We start from the raw sequence: 16,868 nt of genomic DNA, 5'->3' as shown, positions 1-16,868 counted from the left end.
TCTGCTCAATGAATGAGAGCCTGTAACGCTTTCTGCCTGTCTCATCCATGTTAAGCTTGAGACCTAACGCTATCCTGCTGTCATAATTGCCGTGCGCAATTATCTGGAACAACATTTAATGCGCTCACTGTTGATGACTCCTTTTCGTCTGTTTCGCGAAGATAAGCCGCTACGCAATACGGTGATTCTTTTTGTTCTGACCACGCTGTTTTATGCCATGGGTGCCACGCTGCGCCTGGTGGAAGAGTTGTCGCTGTTCTGGCCGCTAAATGCGGTCATGGCCGGGGTTTTTGCCCGCCATACTTTCCTGAACCGACTCAATAATTACGTGGTCTGCTACGTGGCGATGGTGCTCTATGACGGGCTTACCACCAACTGGGGCACCGCGTCCTTCATCATCAATTTTTCCAATATCGTGTTTATCCTTACGTTTGCCTTGCTGGTGCAGCGGGATAAGCGCCGGCCCAAACGGGCGACAGCGCTGGCGAATACCCTGAAAATGTTCAACTACTGTCTGCTGGCGTCGGTGCTGTGCGCCTGCTTTGGCGCGGTCGGCTCCTCCGGTATTGACAGTCAGACCTTCTGGCCGCTGTTTGCCGACTGGTTTAGCGAGCAATTCTCCACCGGTGTGCTGGTGCTTCCCTGTATGCTGGCGCTCTCCTGGCCTGGCGTGACCAAACCGTTTCACGTTCAGCATCTGCTGCCGGTGGTGGCACTGGCGTTCTCGGTGGGAATATCGGTCCTGATCGGCGGCGTGGGAAGTCTGGCGTTTCCGCTGCCGGCGCTGATCTGGTGTGCGGTCCGTTACTCGCTGCTGATGACGGCGTTACTGACGCTGGTGACCGGGGCTGCGGAAATCATGCTGATGGCCAATTCGATCATTAACATCGCGGTGGGCTCTCATCTGCAAACGCCGGATATGTTCTCCGCCCGGCTCGGCATCGCGACGATGGCGATCTGCCCGATTATGGTTTCCGTGAGCGTGAGTTCCATTAACGCGCTGATGCGCCAGGTGTCGCTGCGCGCTGATTTCGATTTTCTTACCCAGGTCTATTCCCGCTCCGGTCTGTATGAAGCGCTGCGCAAGCTGGAAGAGGCGCGTATGCCGCGTAATCACCTGACGGTGATGCTGCTGGATATCGATTACTTCAAAAGCATCAATGATAACTACGGCCACGAGTGCGGCGATAAAGTGCTGACCTCGTTTGCGCGTAAAGTTCAGCAGGTGGTGGGCGAGCAGGGGAAAGTCGCACGGATGGGCGGCGAGGAGTTTGCGGTGCTGGCTATGACCCAGGATGCAACGGCGGCGATGGCGCTGGCCGAGAATATCCGTCTTGCCATTGAGCAGCATCGCTTTCGCTGGCGCTCACAAACGCTCTCAATTACCGTCAGCATTGGCCTGAGTAACGGCATGGCAGACTCCTGGCAACTGACGGAAACCTTCAACAGCCTGCTCAATGAAGCCGATAAATCTCTCTACCGTTCCAAGAAAGGCGGGCGCAATCGTACCAGTGCGCAGGAACCTTCCTCTGAGAGTGAATCTGCCGCTGATTCATTACCCGGATCTGTCGCGAACTAATTGAAGTAGCTTATGAAATCGCTTGCTACCTATTTTTAACGTCAATACTATGGTGGAGTATACGCAGCGGAAATAGTGTGGCATGAGCGGATCTGACAGCTTCAACAAAAATGAACGGATCACCGGTAAACGATTTGTCAGACGCATGTATCTCATGCGTATTCTTGGCACCTTCCTCTGTTTTTTCCCGATTCTCTCCGTGCTGGTGGAGCACCAGCAGCCGCTCTGGATGATGATCTTACTGGCCATTAATGCCTTTATCTGGCCGACCGTTGCGTTTATCCGCGCCTCCCATTCCGTTACCCCGCTGACCTGTGAACATCATCATCTGGTGATCGATGCGGCGGCCGGGGGATTCTGGATCGCGATGATGGCGGTGAACCCGCTGCCGTCGGTAGTGATCGCCACCATTTTGCTCTCTGACCGTCTGGCGGCGGGCGGCGTTGAACTGATGCGCAAAGCGGCGGCGGTGATGGTGGCGGCGTTTACCGTGACCTGGCTGACGCAGGGGATGGCGTTTATCCCGGAGGTCTCTTCCCGCACGCTTTATGCCACGCTGCCGCTGATTGCCATTTACCTTATCGCCCTGAGCGTGCTGACCGATAACATCGCCCGCAAGCTGCGGATTAAAAGCCGCGAGCTGGAACGCATCGCGATGATGGATCCGTTGCTGGATATCGCCAATCGCCGTCTGCTGGAAAAGCGCATTCTGTTTGAGCTGGAAAAACTGAATCACACCTCCCGGCATTCGGCGCTTATGTTTATCGATATTGATAACTTCAAAGATGTTAACGATCGCTTCGGGCATAAAGTGGGCGATACGCTGCTGGTGACGGTCTCCAAAATCCTTCATGTGGCGACGCGGAAAACCGATACCCCGGCACGACTCGGCGGCGATGAGTTTGTGATCCTGCTGCCGGATACCTCTCTTGCTGAGGCCCATGCGGTGGCGATCCGCATTATGGATGCGGCGGCGGTCATGACCGTGGCACCCGATCGCGCATTTCGCTGCACCTTAAGCATCGGTATTGCCAGCGCCGCGCCAGGTATGGCCGATATGAGCGACTGGCTGAAAGCGGCTGACGATGCGCTTTACCGGGCGAAACGCGAAGGCAAGAATCAAATCTACGCCCACTGACAAACGTGCCGGATGCGCTACGCTTTATTTATGCTTAGCGAGAAAGGGACGTTATGAAGACACCTGATATTCCTGCCAATGAGCCACAGCGCCTGGCGTCACTGTACGAATCCGGTTTGCTGGACACCGGTGCCCAGGAGCGCTTCGACCGCCTGACGCGGCTGGCAAAGCGCATGTTCGGGGTGCCGATTGCGCTGGTCAGTCTGGTGGATGCTAACCGGCTTCATTTCAAATCCTGCGACGGTCTTGAACCCGGTCCCGTTGACCGCGACATTTCTTTCTGCGGCCACGCGATTCTTCGTGATACGCCGCTGGTGGTTAACGACGCCGAAAAAGATCCCACTTTCAGTGATAACCCGCTGGTGGTCGGCGAACCCTATCTGCGTTTTTATGCCGGGTATCCGCTGCGCTTACCGGATGGAGCAAGCGTCGGTTCCTTTTGTCTTATCGATCGCCAGCCGAGGGCGTTCAGTGAGTCGGAAACGGCGGTGCTGAAGGATTTCGCCGCGATTGTGGAAGATGAGTTTGCGGTGATCAGTTCCACCACCACAGATGAACTCACCGGGCTGTTTAACCGCCGGGGATTTCATAATCTGGGCAAATTTGCCATTACCGCGGCCCGCAGACGCGCCGAACCGCTGACGCTGGCGTGGCTCGATCTCGACCGTTTCAAGCAAATCAACGACACCTGGGGCCATGAAGAGGGTGACCACGCGCTCAGGGCGCTGGCGGATTTGCTGCGCGCGACCTTCCGGGAAGCGGATCTGCTGGTCCGTTACGGCGGCGATGAGTTTGCCGTTCTCTTCTCCGATACCGACGAGAAGGGGGCCTGGGTTGCCATGGACCATCTGGCTGACCAGGCAAAAGCGTGGAACAAGACTTCGCAAAAGCCGTGGAAGCTGGCGTTCTCCTGGGGAGTGAGCGAATACAATCACGACAATGGTGATGATATAAAAAGCTGGATGAAAACAGCGGATGAACGCATGTACACCATGAAAGCGAACCGCGCAAAAGAGCGTTTTGAAGAATAAGTAAAGGCTATGGATCAGCCCGTTGCGTTACAAATTTGTTATCAGCATAGTGGTCATTTTTAAAAGGAGGAAAAATGACTGCTCTCATCTCTTGTCGGCCCATCGGCTGTGACGAAATTATCCTGCGGACTGAAGAACTCTGCGACGTGCTTGAAGACTGCGTGCAGGGAGGCGCGTCGGTCAGTTTTATGCTGCCGTTAGCTCACGTTACCGCCAGCGATTTCTGGCACAACGTGGCGCAAAGCGTCGCGCGCGAGGAGCGCGTTGTGCTTATCGCCGAAAACGACCAGCAGCGCATCGTTGGCACCGTACAAATCATTCTCGACCAGCCGGAAAACCAACCGCACCGGGCTGATGTCGCTAAACTTTTGGTTCACCAATCTGCGCGTCGGCAGGGCATTGCCCGCCAGCTAATGACACAACTCGACACGGTCGCCCGCGAAAATGGCAAAGATTTGCTGGTTCTTGATACGGCTACCGGCAGCGAAGCGGAATTATTTTACCTGCGTTGCGGCTGGATGCGGGTCGGGGAGATCCCGCGCTACGCGTTGAATCCAGACGGAACTGTGACGGGTACGACAATTTTTTACAAGTCTTTATAATTCGCATCAATAAGACACGTCATTTTGATCAAAACAGGGTTTCATGGTCGTAAAGTCTGGTAAGTTATCACACCAATCTCATCAGGTTGTATGACTAATCAAAAAAGGAACCCATTGTGAAAACGATAAACCGTCGCGATTTTCCAGGCGCTCAGTACCCGGAACGTATTATTCAGTTCGGCGAAGGGAACTTCCTGCGCGCATTTGTCGACTGGCAAATTGACCTCCTGAATGAACACACCGACCTCGACGCCGGTGTGGTTATTGTTCGTCCGATTCAAAGCGATTTCCCGCCGTCTTTAAGCACCCAGGACGGGCTGTATACCACAATTATTCGTGGCCTGAATGAAGAGGGCGAAGCGGTCAGCGATGCACGTCTGATCCGCTCGGTTAACCGTGAAATCAGTGTCTACGCCAACTATGATGAGTTCCTGAAACTGGCCCACAATCCTGATATCCGCTTTGTGTTCTCCAACACCACCGAAGCGGGCATCAGCTACCATGCGGGCGACAAATTTGAAGATGCGCCGGCGGTAAGCTATCCGGCTAAACTGACCCGTCTGCTGTTTGAGCGATTCACCCAATTCAACGGTGCGGCAGACAAAGGCTGGGTGATCATTCCTTGCGAACTGATTGACTACAACGGCGATGCGCTGCGTGAACTGGTGCTGCGTTACGCGCAGGAGTGGGCACTGCCTGCGGAATTTGTGCAGTGGCTCGATAGCGCCAACGCCTTCTGCTCAACGCTGGTTGACCGCATCGTGACCGGTTATCCGCGTGATGAAGTGGCCGCCCTTGAAGCTGAGCTGGGCTATCAGGATGGTTTCCTGGATACCGCAGAGCATTTCTACCTGTTCGTGATCCAGGGGCCGAAATCACTGGCGTCTGAACTGCGTCTGGATAAATACCCGCTGAACGTGCTGATTGTTGATGACATCAAACCGTACAAAGAGCGCAAAGTGGCGATCCTCAACGGTGCACACACCGCGCTGGTTCCGGTTGCCTGGCAGGCAGGTCTGGATACCGTCGGCGAAGCTATGAACGACAGCGAAATCTGCGCGTTCGTTGAAAAAGCCATTTATGAAGAGATTATCCCGGTGCTGGATCTGCCGCGCGATGAACTGGAATCCTTCGCCAGCGCGGTAACAGGGCGCTTCCGCAACCCGTACATCAAGCACCAGTTGCTCTCTATCGCGCTGAACGGGATGACCAAATTCCGCACCCGTATTCTGCCGCAGTTGCTGAAAGGGCAGCAGGCCAATGGTAAATTACCGGCGCGTCTGACCTTTGCACTGGCCGCTCTGATTGCGTTTTATCGCGGCGAGCGCAACGGGGAAGCGTATCCGGTGCAGGATGATGCGCACTGGATCGAACGTTTCCAGCAGCTCTGGAGCCAGCATCGTGACCGCCAGCTTAGCACCAGCGAACTGGTGAGAGCCGTTCTCTCCGTGAGCGATCACTGGGAGCAGGACCTGACCCAGGTTGCCGGTCTGGTTGAACAGGTTTCCCTCGATCTCGATGCCATTCTGTTGCAGGGCATGCGCAACGCTGTAAAACCTCTTTGCTGATTTAACTCGCTTTCCCCCCTCTCCCTTAGGGAGAGGGCCGGGGTGAGGGTTTTAAAAAAAAACATCTTCTATAGTTACAACATTCTTTACTTTTTTTTAAAACCGCATAACTCAAGCACTTCAGTTCCCCCTGGTCATTCAGAGATAAATTCCCGTCACAAATATTTAGCAAACTTGCAACCGTGACAGCGATCACGTTTAATGTGGCCGTTTTCCTCTTACTCAAGTTTTCACTATGATCGTTCGTCCACATCAGCACTGGCTTGCGCGGATTTTTGTCTGGCACGGCTCGGTGCTGGAGAAAATCTTCTCCCGACTGCTGCTCAATTTACTGCTGTCGGTGGCGGTTATCCTGATGCTGCCGTGGTACACCTCGTTAGGCTTCAAGCTGACGGTTGCGCCATTCAGTATTCTTGGGATTGCCATCGCCATATTCCTGGGCTTTCGCAATAACGCCTGTTATGCCCGTTACACCGAAGCGCGGTTGTTGTGGGGACAACTGATGATCGCCTCGCGCTCGCTGCTGCGCGAAGTGAAAACCACGCTGCCAGATAACGCCACGCGGCATACGTTTGTGCGTCTGCAAATTGCGTTTGCGCACAGTCTGCGCATGACATTGCGACGTAAACCGCAGGCCGAAACGCTGGCGCGTTATCTTGATCCGCATTCACTGACGCGCGTGCTCAATGCGCATTCCCCGGCGAATTACATCCTGCTGTTAATGGGAGAGTGGCTGGCAAAGCGGCGGGAAGAAGGGGCACTGTCGGACATTTTATTCCACAGCTTCAATAACCGCTTAAATGACATTTCTGCGGTACTGGCGGGCTGCGAACGCATTGCCAACACGCCGCTGCCGTTCGCCTATTCGCTGATCCTGCACCGCACGGTTTACCTGTTTTGCATCATGCTGCCGTTTGCGCTGGTCGTCGATTTACATTACATGACGCCTTTCGTCTCAGTGCTCATATCCTATACTTTTATTGCACTGGATGTGCTGGCTGAGGAGCTTGAGGATCCCTTTGGTGAAGAGGATAACGATCTGCCGCTGGACGCGCTGTGTAATACGCTCGAAATCGATTTGTTGCAGATGAACGATGAAGACACTCTGCCCGCCAAAATGCAGCCGGACAAGTACTACCAGCTAACGTAACGGAGTTCAGGCTCTGTTATCTGGCTGAAACGCACCGCCAGGAGGGGATAGTAATGGAAAGAATGGTTCAGATGATTGTGTTGCTGGTCGCCTGTGTTGCGCTATTCGCCACCGCATACGATCTCTCTTTTGTCACCGAACTGCCGTAATAAAAGAGAGAGGCCGGGGGCGGCTGCCCCTGGTTTCATGCCAGTAACGCCTGGGTTTCCTGTTGCGGGCGCTGCAAAAGCGCCACCGCGTCTTCCGTTGAACGAATATTGGTATAGCCAATAATCAGACCGTAACGTTTTGGGCTGAGGCTGTACCAGTCCGACAGCGGGCTGACCCGCAAATGATGACGTTGCCAGATTTCCGCCAGCTCGCGATCCTGCGTTCCCTTAATCAAAAACGCCACGATGTGCATTCCGCCATCATGCATCTCACTATGAAAGTCGTGCGGATAAACCTGACTGAGTGCATCGAGCATCATTTGCCGACGCGCCTGATACAGGGCGCGCATTTTCTTTAAATGCCGGTAAAAATGGCCCTCCGCGAGAAACGCCGTGAGGATCTTTTGCGTCATGACCGGCTGCCCGTTTTCGGTGATTTCACCGGTTTCTTTGAAGGCGGAAAGGGTGCTTTTGGGCATCACGATATAACTGATGCGCAGCGCGGGCATGATGGTTTTACTGAAGGTGCCGGTGTAGATCACCCGGTCGTGCGCATCCAGGCTTTTCAGCGCCGGAAGCACTTTGCGGGTGTAGTGAAACTCGCCGTCATAATCATCTTCGATGATCCAGCCGTCCGTTTCTCGCGCCCATTCCAGTAACTGATGTTTGCGGGGCAGGGAGAGCGTCACCGCGAGCGGGCTGTGATGTGACGGTGTCACAATTACAAAGCGGGCATCGCGGTGATAGCGCAAAAAATAGTCCACATCCATCCCGCGTTCGTCCACCGGAACATAGTGCAGTTGATCGACACTGCGCCTGAGCAGCGTTTTGCCAAAGTAATAGCCCGGATCTTCAAACACCACTTTGTCCGTCCGGGCGGCGAGCGTTTCCAGAATTAACGTCAGCGTATTCCGGTAGCCGCTGGTAATAAAAATCTGCTCTGCGGTGCAGTTAAGACCACGGGAAATATTCACATAACTGGCGATAGCTTCCCGCAGTGGGGCGTATCCCATGACCGGCGGATTCACCATATCGCCAGGGCGCATCGAGCGTACCGATTTTCCGGCCAGCAGCAGCCATTTTTTATAGGGGAAGGCGTCCAGTGACGGGATGCCGAGCCGCAGTTCGCCTGATTTATCTCGAATATCGACCAGCGCTCCGAGCGTGGCATCGCCGGGTTCGATGGGGTCAGCCGGGCGGTGTTTAATCAGCAAATCGGGATTAACCCGCGTGCCTTGCGCGCCCTGGCTGACCAGATACCCTTCGCCGGTGAGAATGGCATACGCGGCCTCGACGGTTTTGCGCGCGACGCCAAGCTCCAGCGCCAGCACGCGAATGGCAGGCACCTTATCGCCGGGCTTTAAAATCCCCGCCTGAATGTTCTGACGATAACGTTCATATATGGCTTTATATCCCGGCCTCATGTCCTACCTCGTTTGTCCCGTTTTGGCTCTTTTTACTGCGCCAATATTATCTAACATAGCGCAGGTCAAAACCATAAACGAGGATTATGAAATGAGCACTCGCGTAAACCATTTTCAAACCGTTCCGGCCCTGATCACGCTGCTTAGTGAAGTCAGCATGGCCTCTCACAAATCGTCTCTGGATGCGGCCATCAAAAACCTGGTGGAAATTCGCGCCTCGCAACTTAACGGCTGTGCGTTTTGCCTTGATATGCACGTCAAGCAGGCCAAACTGCGCGGCGAACGGGAGCTGCGTTTGTATCATCTGCCGATCTGGCGGGAATCGCCGGAATTCAGCGCCAAAGAAAAAGCGGCGCTGGCGTTAACCGAGGCATTAACGGTGCTTAAAGGAGAGGGCGTCAGTGATGCGTTGTACCGCGCCACGCAGGAACACTTCAGCGACGTGGAGATTTCCGAACTGGCTTTTGCTATTGCGACCATCAATGCCTGGAACCGCCTGCAAATTCTCTCGCAGGTGCTGCCGGGTTCGCAGGACAAAGCCTGGGGGCTGGATCGCGCGAATCTGAATTAACGGGAGCAGGTTACCCCTCACCCCAGCCCTCTCCCAAAGGGAGAGGGAGAAGGGCAAGTCCGGGGCGATGGGTGGTTTTCTCCCTCTCCCACGGGGAGAGGGTCGGGGTGAGGGGGAAATGAAATTACTGCGTCTGAAGCCGGAAGAAACGCACCGAATCGCGCAACTGCTCACTCTGCTCGGTCATGGAATGGGCGGCCACCGCGGCCTGTTCCACCAGCGCGGCGTTTTGCTGGGTGACCTGATCCATCTGATCAATCGCCACGCTGATTTCCCTAATCCCCTGGTGCTGCTCATGGGACGCCGAAGAAATCTCCGCTACAATGCTGGTCACTTTATTCACCGCACTGACGATATCTTCCATCGCGCGGCTGGCGGTATCGGCATAGCGTGAGCCTTCGGTGATTTTGTCCACCGTGCCGTCGATCAGCGTTTTGATCTCTTTCGCCGCTTCGCTACTTTTCTGCGCCAGATTGCGCACTTCACCGGCCACGACCGCAAAGCCTTTGCCTTGCTCACCGGCGCGGGCTGCTTCCACCGCGGCGTTCAGCGCCAGGATGTTGGTCTGGAAGGCGATGCCTTCAATCACCGAAATGATATCGACGATTTTCTGCGAGCTGTCGGAAATCTGGTGCATACGTTGCAGCATGTCGTGGACTTCTTTGCCGCCTTTTACTGCCGTCTGAGAGGTCTGACGCGCCAGTTCGCTGGCTTTATGCGCGTTCTCAGCGTTACTTTTCACGTTCTCGGTGATCTGCTGCATATTGGCTGAGGTCTGCACCAGCGACGCGGCCTGCTCTTCAGTACGCTGCGAAAGATCGCTATTCCCCATCGCAATTTCACTGGCGGCGTGAGAAATGGATTCGCTGCCGGTGATAATACCGTGAATAATTTCCGCCAGTCGGCCGTTCATAAATTTAATGGTCGCCAGCAAACTTTTTTCATCGTCGGCTTTCAGCGTAATGGCGGTATCCAGTTTCCCGGCAGCAATTTGCTCCATAATATTGACCGCGTAACCAGGTTCGCCACCCAACTGGCGGGACAGGTTGCGTGAAATATAAGCGGCAATAAAGCCGGTGGCGATAAGTGCCAGCAGCAGTAATCCGCATAACATATACAGGGCCTGAGAATATCCTTGTTCGGCGCTTTCACCCGCGCGATCGCCAATCGCAATTTCCATATCCACCAGCGTGGCTAAATCTTTCATTAATTGTGTACGGTATTTCGCCGACACCGCACCGCTTATTTTTGCCGCTTCTTCCAGTTGCTCGGCATTTACGGTTTCGATGACTTTGGCATTGACGTCCACAAAGTGCTGGAAGTTCTCAACGACCTGGCTGAAGAGAGCGCGCATATCCTGCGGCAGGCCCGCCAGTTGCTGCCCGTAGCGGTGTTGCGCTTTCAGGAAAATGTCCTGATTTTGCAGCAGTTCAACGCGGTGTTTTTCGCGCTCGGCAGGCGTTGTGGAATTAATATACTGAATTTGCTGTAAGCGCATTTCTGATAATACGCCGCGCATTTCAAGAGAGGAGCGCACCCCAGGCAAACGATTTTCCCGATATTTTTCGATGTGCTGATTGCTGCTATGCAGTTGATAAATGGCTACACCGCCAAGCAGTAACATCATTACGATAAGAACAGAAAATCCCGTTAATAATTTGGTCAGGACAGTAGACTGCGAATATTTTTTCATGGCATTAACTTTTCTAATAAAAGGTAAGGTTATTAACGGCATAAAATGAGAAAGGTTGATTAAATTAGTTGATCCTTATCACATAGTTCAGCATTATTTTTTCGCTGTGAATTATCCGTGCAAAAGGTTTTGAAACAATGTTTTGGATGTGTTTTCGCAGTGTAACAAATTTGACATAAAGCGCGGTTTAGAATTTACCTAATCTCATTCCCGATAAAAGTCAGGTTTGTCAGTCAGTAAAGCCACAGGCTTCCAGTGGTGTTACAGACGTGTGAAAAAAGCAGAGAAAGGGCCGATTAACCAGGCATATTCTGTTAAAGATTCTCAACATTATGTGCTTAACTGAAGGAAAGGATGATTGGAGAATAGCCTGTGAATGTTGGTAAACACATCTCCGGGGCGCTGGCGTTAAACTCTTCCCTCGGACGGAGTATCGCGCTCTTTATGGGCGGTTTACTCATTGCGGGTATTGCTACCAGTTCATGGACGCTGAACCGTTCATGGGAACGCGCCGTCGAAGATACGGAACGCAGCGCGATTAACCTGTCGATTTCGCAGGCTCGTCAGGCAGAAGATACCTTTCTTCAGGCGGAGCTGGCGCTGCGTGATATCCGCCGCAACATTCCACAGAAGGGCCTTGATTCAATCAATACCCCCCAGTTTAACCGTTTTTTGGGTGAAATCAGGGAGCGCCTGCCGCAGCTTCACGGCCTGTTTGTCTATGATGCGCAAGGTTTTATGCGCGTGACATCGTTTGGCAAATTACCCGCCATTACCTATAACGCCGATCGCGAATATTTTATTTATCACCGCGCGAACGGGCACGGCAGCATACATATCGGGCATGTGATCCGCAGCCGGACCACGGGCGATATGATTATTCCCGTCTCGCTGCGCCTGAATGATTCGTATGGCGGTTTTGCCGGCGTGGTGCTGGCGACCATCAAAGTGGATTATTTCCGGCATTTTTATCATTACTTTGAGCTTGGCGATCGCGATCTGCTGGCAATTATGAATACCGACGGTACGGTGCTTTTTGCCCGTCCCTTTGATGACAACGTCATTAACCGCAATCTGTCGTCCAGCCCGCTGTTTACGCGCGAACTTACCCATCACGATCGCGGCAATGCCACCTGGCTTTCCGCTATCGATCGCGTAGAGCGCATTTTTGGCTTTGTCCGTCTCGAACGTTACCCCCTGGTGGTCGCCGCAGGGTATGACAAACCGGCACTCTGGAAGCGCTGGCTTAAAGACAGCCTGCCTGACATCGTCCTTAACGGGATGCTGCTGTTGGGAACGCTCATTATGGGAGCGCTGATCTTCCGCCAGGTGCGGATGAACGTCCGTGACCAGACAGAACTGACGATGTTGCGGGATGAGCTGACCAGCATCAACCATACGTTGCAGACAATGGCGCTGGCTGACGGACTGACCGGGCTTGCGAACCGTCGCCAGTTCGATCTCTTTCTTTCTCAGTCATTAAAGGTATCCGCCGCCACGCAGCGTCCGGTGTCACTGATTATGCTTGATATCGATTATTTCAAACGCTTCAACGATCATTATGGCCACGTCGCCGGAGATAACTGTCTGCGACAGGTTGGGGAGATTCTGATGCGGCTGAATTTGCGCTCAACCGATCTTATTGCGCGCTACGGTGGGGAAGAGTTTGCCATCGTGCTGCCCGATACCGAACTGCGTGAAGCCTTTATGCTGGCGCAAAATGCAGTGGATGCCGTGCGCTATGCGCGTATCCCTCATGCGCATTCCCTGCTGGAACGGAAAACAGTCACCATCAGCGCGGGCTGTTTTAGTTTTACCGGCACCGGAAGCGATGATGATGCCCGCATGATCAAAGAGGGCGCTGATTCCGCACTGTATGCCGCGAAGATGAAAGGGCGCGATCGTGCAATCGTGGTCACGCCTGTAGGCTAATTCTTATTAGCCTGTTTCGCTCTGACTGGCTTACCTTTTAAGTAATAGAAAAATGAGCGGCATTATCTGGTTTAAACGCAGCCATGTCATGCCGCTTTTTTATTTTTATTGAAACCAGAACTGCAGTCACAATGCATTAACAAACATTGTGTAATTGCACTAACAATTAATCATTTTTGGTTTTGAAACAATATTTCTATTTTAAAAATATACTATTTCAATTGTGATCTTCGTAGCAGAATCCGGCCGATTAGCGGTGCTAGTATCTCCCCCCGGTTTATCACCACAAACCATACTTAAAATGTAATCAGCAATACCTGACTGGGATAAAATAATGGATATACTATTAGGGCTTGTTAAAACGCCTGCGGTTATCATAGCAATTGTTGCATTTTTAGGGTTGTTATTTCAAAAAGCGTCTATTTCCCGGTTAATTACCGGCACGTTTTTATCATTCATCGGTTTTACGATGATCAAAGTCGGCGGCAGCATTTTAATGAAAGTGCTGACGGCGTTTAGCTCACTGTTTTCTAAAGCCTTTAATATCGTGGGCGTGGTGCCCAGCAATGAAGCTATTATGGCTGCGACCATTGATAAACTGGGGTCGATTGCGGCACTTATCCTGCTGTTTTCAATGATTTTAAATATTTTGCTTGCCCGTTTTACGCGTTGTAAATACATCTATTTGTCGCTGCACCTGGTGCTGTTTATGGCCTTCGCCATTACTGCGGTCCTGATGCAGTTTGGCTTCAGTCATACCATGATGATCATCATTGCATCCGGGCTGATTGGCACCTACATGGCGGTCTCTCCATTCGTACTGAGCCGCTTTAGCCGTGAAATCATCGGCTCAAATGAATACGCTATTTCTCATGCGGCTATTTCCTCTTATGTGATTGGTTCTTATATGGGGAAATGGTTCGGCAATAAAAGCGTTGATACTGAACACTTAAATATCAGTAACAAATTCGATTTTATTCGTGAGCCAAATATCGCCACGCTGTTGACTATGCTGGTTCTGCTGCTCATTTCCTGCATCTTCGCCACCCAGCCGCAAATCAAAGATGCGATGACAATGGTTTACGGCGCAGGGGCCGGAGATAAAAACGTTGTTATTTTTATCCTTGAGCAATCAGCGACTTTTGCCTGTGGTCTTTATCTGGCAAAAGCGGGCGTGAATTTATTTACCGCGGAAATCGTTCCGGCATTTAAAGGCTTTGCCCGCGTGTTTGCGCCAGGCGCTGTCCCGGCGGTAGACGTGATGGTGCTGTTTACCAAAGCGCCGAACGCCACTTTGATTGGTTTTTTGATCAGCTTCTCGGTTGAATTGCTGTGTATCTTCCTGTTCCCGTTCCTCGGCCTGCCGATTATCGTACCCGGAATTATGGCGAGCTTTATTACCGGCGGCGCGGCGGCAATTTTTGGTAACGCCACCGGCGGTTTCCGTGGGGCGGTGATTGCGAGCAGTATTAACGGCTTATTGTTATGCGTGCTGCCTGCGTTGACGCTGCCGATTTTCTCGCAGCTTGGTGCGCAGGGCGTGACATTCGCCGATCCGGATTTCACTTTACCGTCGCTGATACTCGATTATCTGCTGCGTTTGTTTAGCTAAGAAAAAGCCCGGCTAAGCCGGGCTTAATTTATTTCCGTCAGCCGTTGCAATACCTGAAGCCGGACAGTATGGTGAGCAAAATTTTACTTTTACCGGACTCACCATGGCTGAACATCATTCCAACGATCCTTTACACGGCGTCACGCTCGAAGCGTTACTGACTGACTTAGTTGCGCGCTTTGGCTGGGATGAACTGGCGGCAAGAATTAATATCAACTGCTTTAAAAAAGATCCGAGTATTAAATCCAGCCTGAAATTTTTGCGCCGCACGCCGTGGGCACGAAAAGAGGTGGAGGATTTGTATATCGCTTCTTTAAATGAAGTGCCTTCAGTTCAGTCTCAGGCTCCGTCAGATGATCCCTGGGGTAAATGGAAATAGGCTTTATCCCCGGCGAAAGCCGGGGAGGGCAGAGTGACGGCTATTTACCACATCAGGTCATCAGGAACCACGAAGTCAGCATATGGATCTTCTTCATCCTGCGCTTCCTGGCTCAGTTCGCTGCTTAATACGATATAGCTGGCGTCGCGTTGAGCGATCTTATTCGCAACTACTGCGGGGATAATCGCATATTCATCTTCGCCGTTTTTCGCGGAAGCCAGACGCGCAATAGCGAGACGACCGCTGATCAACTGTGCCTGAGTCGTTTTATCGACGTAGATTTTCTTAACGACATTGTTGACGGGGAAATGATAACCGACGTCGCCCTTAGAAATGACGATTCGGTTCATTTCGATGAGCTGCTTAATCTGCGCTTTGTATTCTTTGGCGAGTGCCGCTTGCTTTTGCTGCTCGCTCAACGCTTTGTCGCGTTCGAGTTGTGCCTTTTTGTTCAGCTCCACAGCTTCTTTGGCCTCGCGCGTCAGGGCGCTGGATTTTTTAGCTTTCGCCAGCTTTTTGCTGTTTATCAGGCCAGCTTTATGAAGCTGTTCTTTTAGTGTCAGGTTTGCCATGGTTTCTCTAAGACCAGTGAAGTGGAATGCGTGATTATAACCATAATGCCTGAATAAGGGAGACAAAAACCACGCTGGCATTTGCACGGGCCAAAGGCAATCTCATGGGAAATGACGGGAATTGGTATCACCTGATGTTAGTGCGCATAATGTATATTATGTTAAATGCCATTTAATCAGTACTCACAGCGTCTCCCTCATAACGTTCTTACCACACACCTGCTCTTCTCTTTGCCCGGCGTGATTTTTGCCGGGCGGTTTCACGTCATCAAACTTGCGTCGTTATCCCTGCTTTTCCGGAATGCGTGCAATGACCTTAATTTCAAAATCAAATCCCGCAAGCCAGGTCACGCCCACTGCCGTCCAGTTTGGATATGGAGGCTGCGGAAAAATAGCTTCCTTCACCTGCATGATGGTCGAAAACTGATTTTCAGGATCGGTGTGAAAAGTCGTGACATCAATCAGATCGGCAAAAGTACACCCTGCTGCGGCGAGCGTCGCTTTCAGATTATCAAAGGCAAGCTGTACCTGTGCTGCAAAATCGGGTTCAGGTGTTCCATCGGCGCGGCTGCCTACCTGTCCTGACACAAACAGCAAATCGCCAGAACGGATCGCGGCGGAATATCCATGGGCTTCATACAGCGCGTGGCGGTTAGCGGGGAAAACGGGGCTCGGCTGGTTCATAAGGTATCCTGTGTATTGAGATGCGATGTGGATGCGCGGCAACGGCAAATGATTTAATATACGCCGCGTATATCAAATTAATCACACATACACTGCGTATGTCAAATCACATACATCGCGTATGTGACCAGGAGATCGAATGACTGCTAAACGCCGCGTCGAGACAATGGAAGAAAACCGCGCAAAACTGATCGCGTCGGCCCGCAAAGCCTTCGCTGAAAAAGGGTTTGCGGCGGCATCCATGGATGATTTAACCGCCAGTGTGGGCCTGACGCGTGGGGCTCTTTACCATAATTTTGGCGATAAAAAAGGATTGCTGGCCGCTGTGGTTGCCCAGATAGACGGTGAAATGGCACGACGCGCTAAGGATGCCGCAGCGACGGCCGGTGATGACTGGGAAAAGCTGCTGGCTGAAGGGATCGCCTATATCAATATGGCGCTGGATGAAGAAGTTCGCCGCATTGTATTGCTCGATGGCCCTGCTTTCCTGGGCGATCCAGCGCAGTGGCCGAGTCAGAATAGTTGCCTCGAATCTACCCGCCAGAGTATTACAACGATGCTCGAACGTGGTGTCATCAAACCGGTGGACCCGGATGCCGCCGCGCGGATGTTAAACGGAGCCGCGCTGAATGCCGCTCAGTGCATCGCTGCCAGCGACGATCCGCAGCAGGCGCTGCCAAAAGTGGTGCGCGTTTTTACATTACTGGTAAACGGCTTACTGAATAGTTCCGGTAAAGGCTGATACGCCTAAAATTCCCCGGCCTCGCTATTGACTTAAATCCGC

15 protein-coding genes are annotated in these 16,868 nt (G+C 52.5%); 11 read left to right on the top strand and 4 right to left on the bottom strand.

Annotated features, from left to right (window positions below; all coding sequences use genetic code 11):
- Positions 1 to 118 precede the first annotated feature (118 nt).
- The 6 genes from BM373_RS09850 (at position 119) to BM373_RS09825 (ending at position 7,068) form a co-directional block, all read left to right on the top strand.
- Entirely contained in the window at positions 119 to 1,579 is a 1,461-nt protein-coding gene (locus tag BM373_RS09850) for a GGDEF domain-containing protein (RefSeq protein WP_090461263.1), read from the top strand.
- Between the two features lie 145 nt (positions 1,580 to 1,724).
- A complete protein-coding gene (locus BM373_RS09845; protein WP_090461607.1) occupies positions 1,725 to 2,717 on the top strand; it encodes a diguanylate cyclase in 993 nt (330 codons plus the stop codon).
- Positions 2,718 to 2,770: 53 nt separating this feature from the next.
- A complete protein-coding gene (locus BM373_RS09840; protein WP_090461262.1) occupies positions 2,771 to 3,748 on the top strand; it encodes a sensor domain-containing diguanylate cyclase in 978 nt (325 codons plus the stop codon).
- Between the two features lie 74 nt (positions 3,749 to 3,822).
- Positions 3,823 to 4,350, top strand: coding sequence for a GNAT family N-acetyltransferase (locus BM373_RS09835; protein WP_090461261.1), 528 nt, complete (start codon positions 3,823 to 3,825; stop codon positions 4,348 to 4,350).
- A gap of 116 nt (positions 4,351 to 4,466) precedes the next feature.
- Positions 4,467 to 5,918, top strand: a complete 1,452-nt coding sequence (locus BM373_RS09830) for a tagaturonate reductase (RefSeq protein ID WP_090461260.1) — start codon at positions 4,467 to 4,469, stop codon at positions 5,916 to 5,918.
- Between the two features lie 235 nt (positions 5,919 to 6,153).
- Positions 6,154 to 7,068: a bestrophin family protein gene (locus BM373_RS09825; RefSeq protein ID WP_090461259.1), complete on the top strand. Its 915-nt coding sequence runs from the start codon at positions 6,154 to 6,156 to the stop codon at positions 7,066 to 7,068.
- Between the two features lie 184 nt (positions 7,069 to 7,252).
- On the opposite strand, the gene BM373_RS09820 is transcribed toward BM373_RS09825, so the two are convergent.
- Positions 7,253 to 8,641, bottom strand: a complete 1,389-nt coding sequence (locus tag BM373_RS09820) for a MocR-like pyridoxine biosynthesis transcription factor PdxR (protein ID WP_090461258.1) — start codon at positions 8,639 to 8,641, stop codon at positions 7,253 to 7,255.
- A gap of 91 nt (positions 8,642 to 8,732) precedes the next feature.
- Here BM373_RS09820 and BM373_RS09815 point away from each other — a divergent pair, with 91 nt between their 5' ends.
- Complete coding sequence (locus BM373_RS09815; protein ID WP_090461257.1) at positions 8,733 to 9,212, top strand: carboxymuconolactone decarboxylase family protein; 480 nt, start codon at positions 8,733 to 8,735, stop codon at positions 9,210 to 9,212.
- A 124-nt stretch (positions 9,213 to 9,336) separates the two neighbouring features.
- On the opposite strand, the gene BM373_RS09810 is transcribed toward BM373_RS09815, so the two are convergent.
- Entirely contained in the window at positions 9,337 to 10,905 is a 1,569-nt protein-coding gene (locus tag BM373_RS09810; protein WP_090461606.1) for a methyl-accepting chemotaxis protein, read from the bottom strand.
- Positions 10,906 to 11,277: 372 nt separating this feature from the next.
- Here BM373_RS09810 and BM373_RS09805 point away from each other — a divergent pair, with 372 nt between their 5' ends.
- The 3 genes from BM373_RS09805 (at position 11,278) to BM373_RS09795 (ending at position 14,828) form a co-directional block, all read left to right on the top strand.
- A complete protein-coding gene (locus BM373_RS09805) occupies positions 11,278 to 12,837 on the top strand; it encodes a GGDEF domain-containing protein (RefSeq protein WP_256214620.1) in 1,560 nt (519 codons plus the stop codon).
- 334 nt (positions 12,838 to 13,171) lie between these two features.
- Positions 13,172 to 14,449 carry a PTS ascorbate transporter subunit IIC gene (locus tag BM373_RS09800; protein WP_090461256.1) on the top strand — a complete coding sequence of 426 codons (1,278 nt, stop codon included), beginning with the start codon at positions 13,172 to 13,174 and terminating at the stop codon, positions 14,447 to 14,449.
- 103 nt (positions 14,450 to 14,552) lie between these two features.
- Positions 14,553 to 14,828 carry a VF530 family protein gene (locus BM373_RS09795; protein WP_090461255.1) on the top strand — a complete coding sequence of 92 codons (276 nt, stop codon included), beginning with the start codon at positions 14,553 to 14,555 and terminating at the stop codon, positions 14,826 to 14,828.
- 44 nt (positions 14,829 to 14,872) lie between these two features.
- On the opposite strand, the gene BM373_RS09790 is transcribed toward BM373_RS09795, so the two are convergent.
- Both BM373_RS09790 and BM373_RS09785 read right to left on the bottom strand, forming a co-directional pair.
- A complete protein-coding gene (locus tag BM373_RS09790; protein ID WP_090461254.1) occupies positions 14,873 to 15,400 on the bottom strand; it encodes a DUF2058 domain-containing protein in 528 nt (175 codons plus the stop codon).
- A gap of 282 nt (positions 15,401 to 15,682) precedes the next feature.
- Positions 15,683 to 16,084: a RidA family protein gene (locus tag BM373_RS09785; RefSeq protein ID WP_090461253.1), complete on the bottom strand. Its 402-nt coding sequence runs from the start codon at positions 16,082 to 16,084 to the stop codon at positions 15,683 to 15,685.
- Positions 16,085 to 16,223: 139 nt separating this feature from the next.
- Here BM373_RS09785 and BM373_RS09780 point away from each other — a divergent pair, with 139 nt between their 5' ends.
- Entirely contained in the window at positions 16,224 to 16,826 is a 603-nt protein-coding gene (locus BM373_RS09780) for a TetR/AcrR family transcriptional regulator (RefSeq protein ID WP_090461252.1), read from the top strand.
- Positions 16,827 to 16,868 lie beyond the last annotated feature (42 nt).

It is taken from the genome of Enterobacter sp. kpr-6 (assembly GCF_900116015.1).
Taxonomy (GTDB): domain Bacteria; phylum Pseudomonadota; class Gammaproteobacteria; order Enterobacterales; family Enterobacteriaceae; genus Enterobacter_D.
The sequence above is the reverse complement of the archived record's forward strand: the minus strand, read 5'-3'. Positions and strand labels throughout refer to the sequence as shown.

Coding starts and splice junctions, on each gene's coding strand:
- BM373_RS09850 (WP_090461263.1), top strand. CDS start 119: ATGCGCTCACTGTTGATGACTCCTTTTCGTCTGTTTCGCGAAGATAAG.
- BM373_RS09845 (WP_090461607.1), top strand. CDS start 1,725: ATGTATCTCATGCGTATTCTTGGCACCTTCCTCTGTTTTTTCCCGATT.
- BM373_RS09840 (WP_090461262.1), top strand. CDS start 2,771: ATGAAGACACCTGATATTCCTGCCAATGAGCCACAGCGCCTGGCGTCA.
- BM373_RS09835 (WP_090461261.1), top strand. CDS start 3,823: ATGACTGCTCTCATCTCTTGTCGGCCCATCGGCTGTGACGAAATTATC.
- BM373_RS09825 (WP_090461259.1), top strand. CDS start 6,154: ATGATCGTTCGTCCACATCAGCACTGGCTTGCGCGGATTTTTGTCTGG.
- BM373_RS09820 (WP_090461258.1), bottom strand. CDS start 8,641: ATGAGGCCGGGATATAAAGCCATATATGAACGTTATCGTCAGAACATT.
- BM373_RS09815 (WP_090461257.1), top strand. CDS start 8,733: ATGAGCACTCGCGTAAACCATTTTCAAACCGTTCCGGCCCTGATCACG.
- BM373_RS09810 (WP_090461606.1), bottom strand. CDS start 10,905: ATGAAAAAATATTCGCAGTCTACTGTCCTGACCAAATTATTAACGGGA.
- BM373_RS09800 (WP_090461256.1), top strand. CDS start 13,172: ATGGATATACTATTAGGGCTTGTTAAAACGCCTGCGGTTATCATAGCA.
- BM373_RS09795 (WP_090461255.1), top strand. CDS start 14,553: ATGGCTGAACATCATTCCAACGATCCTTTACACGGCGTCACGCTCGAA.
- BM373_RS09790 (WP_090461254.1), bottom strand. CDS start 15,400: ATGGCAAACCTGACACTAAAAGAACAGCTTCATAAAGCTGGCCTGATA.
- BM373_RS09785 (WP_090461253.1), bottom strand. CDS start 16,084: ATGAACCAGCCGAGCCCCGTTTTCCCCGCTAACCGCCACGCGCTGTAT.
- BM373_RS09780 (WP_090461252.1), top strand. CDS start 16,224: ATGACTGCTAAACGCCGCGTCGAGACAATGGAAGAAAACCGCGCAAAA.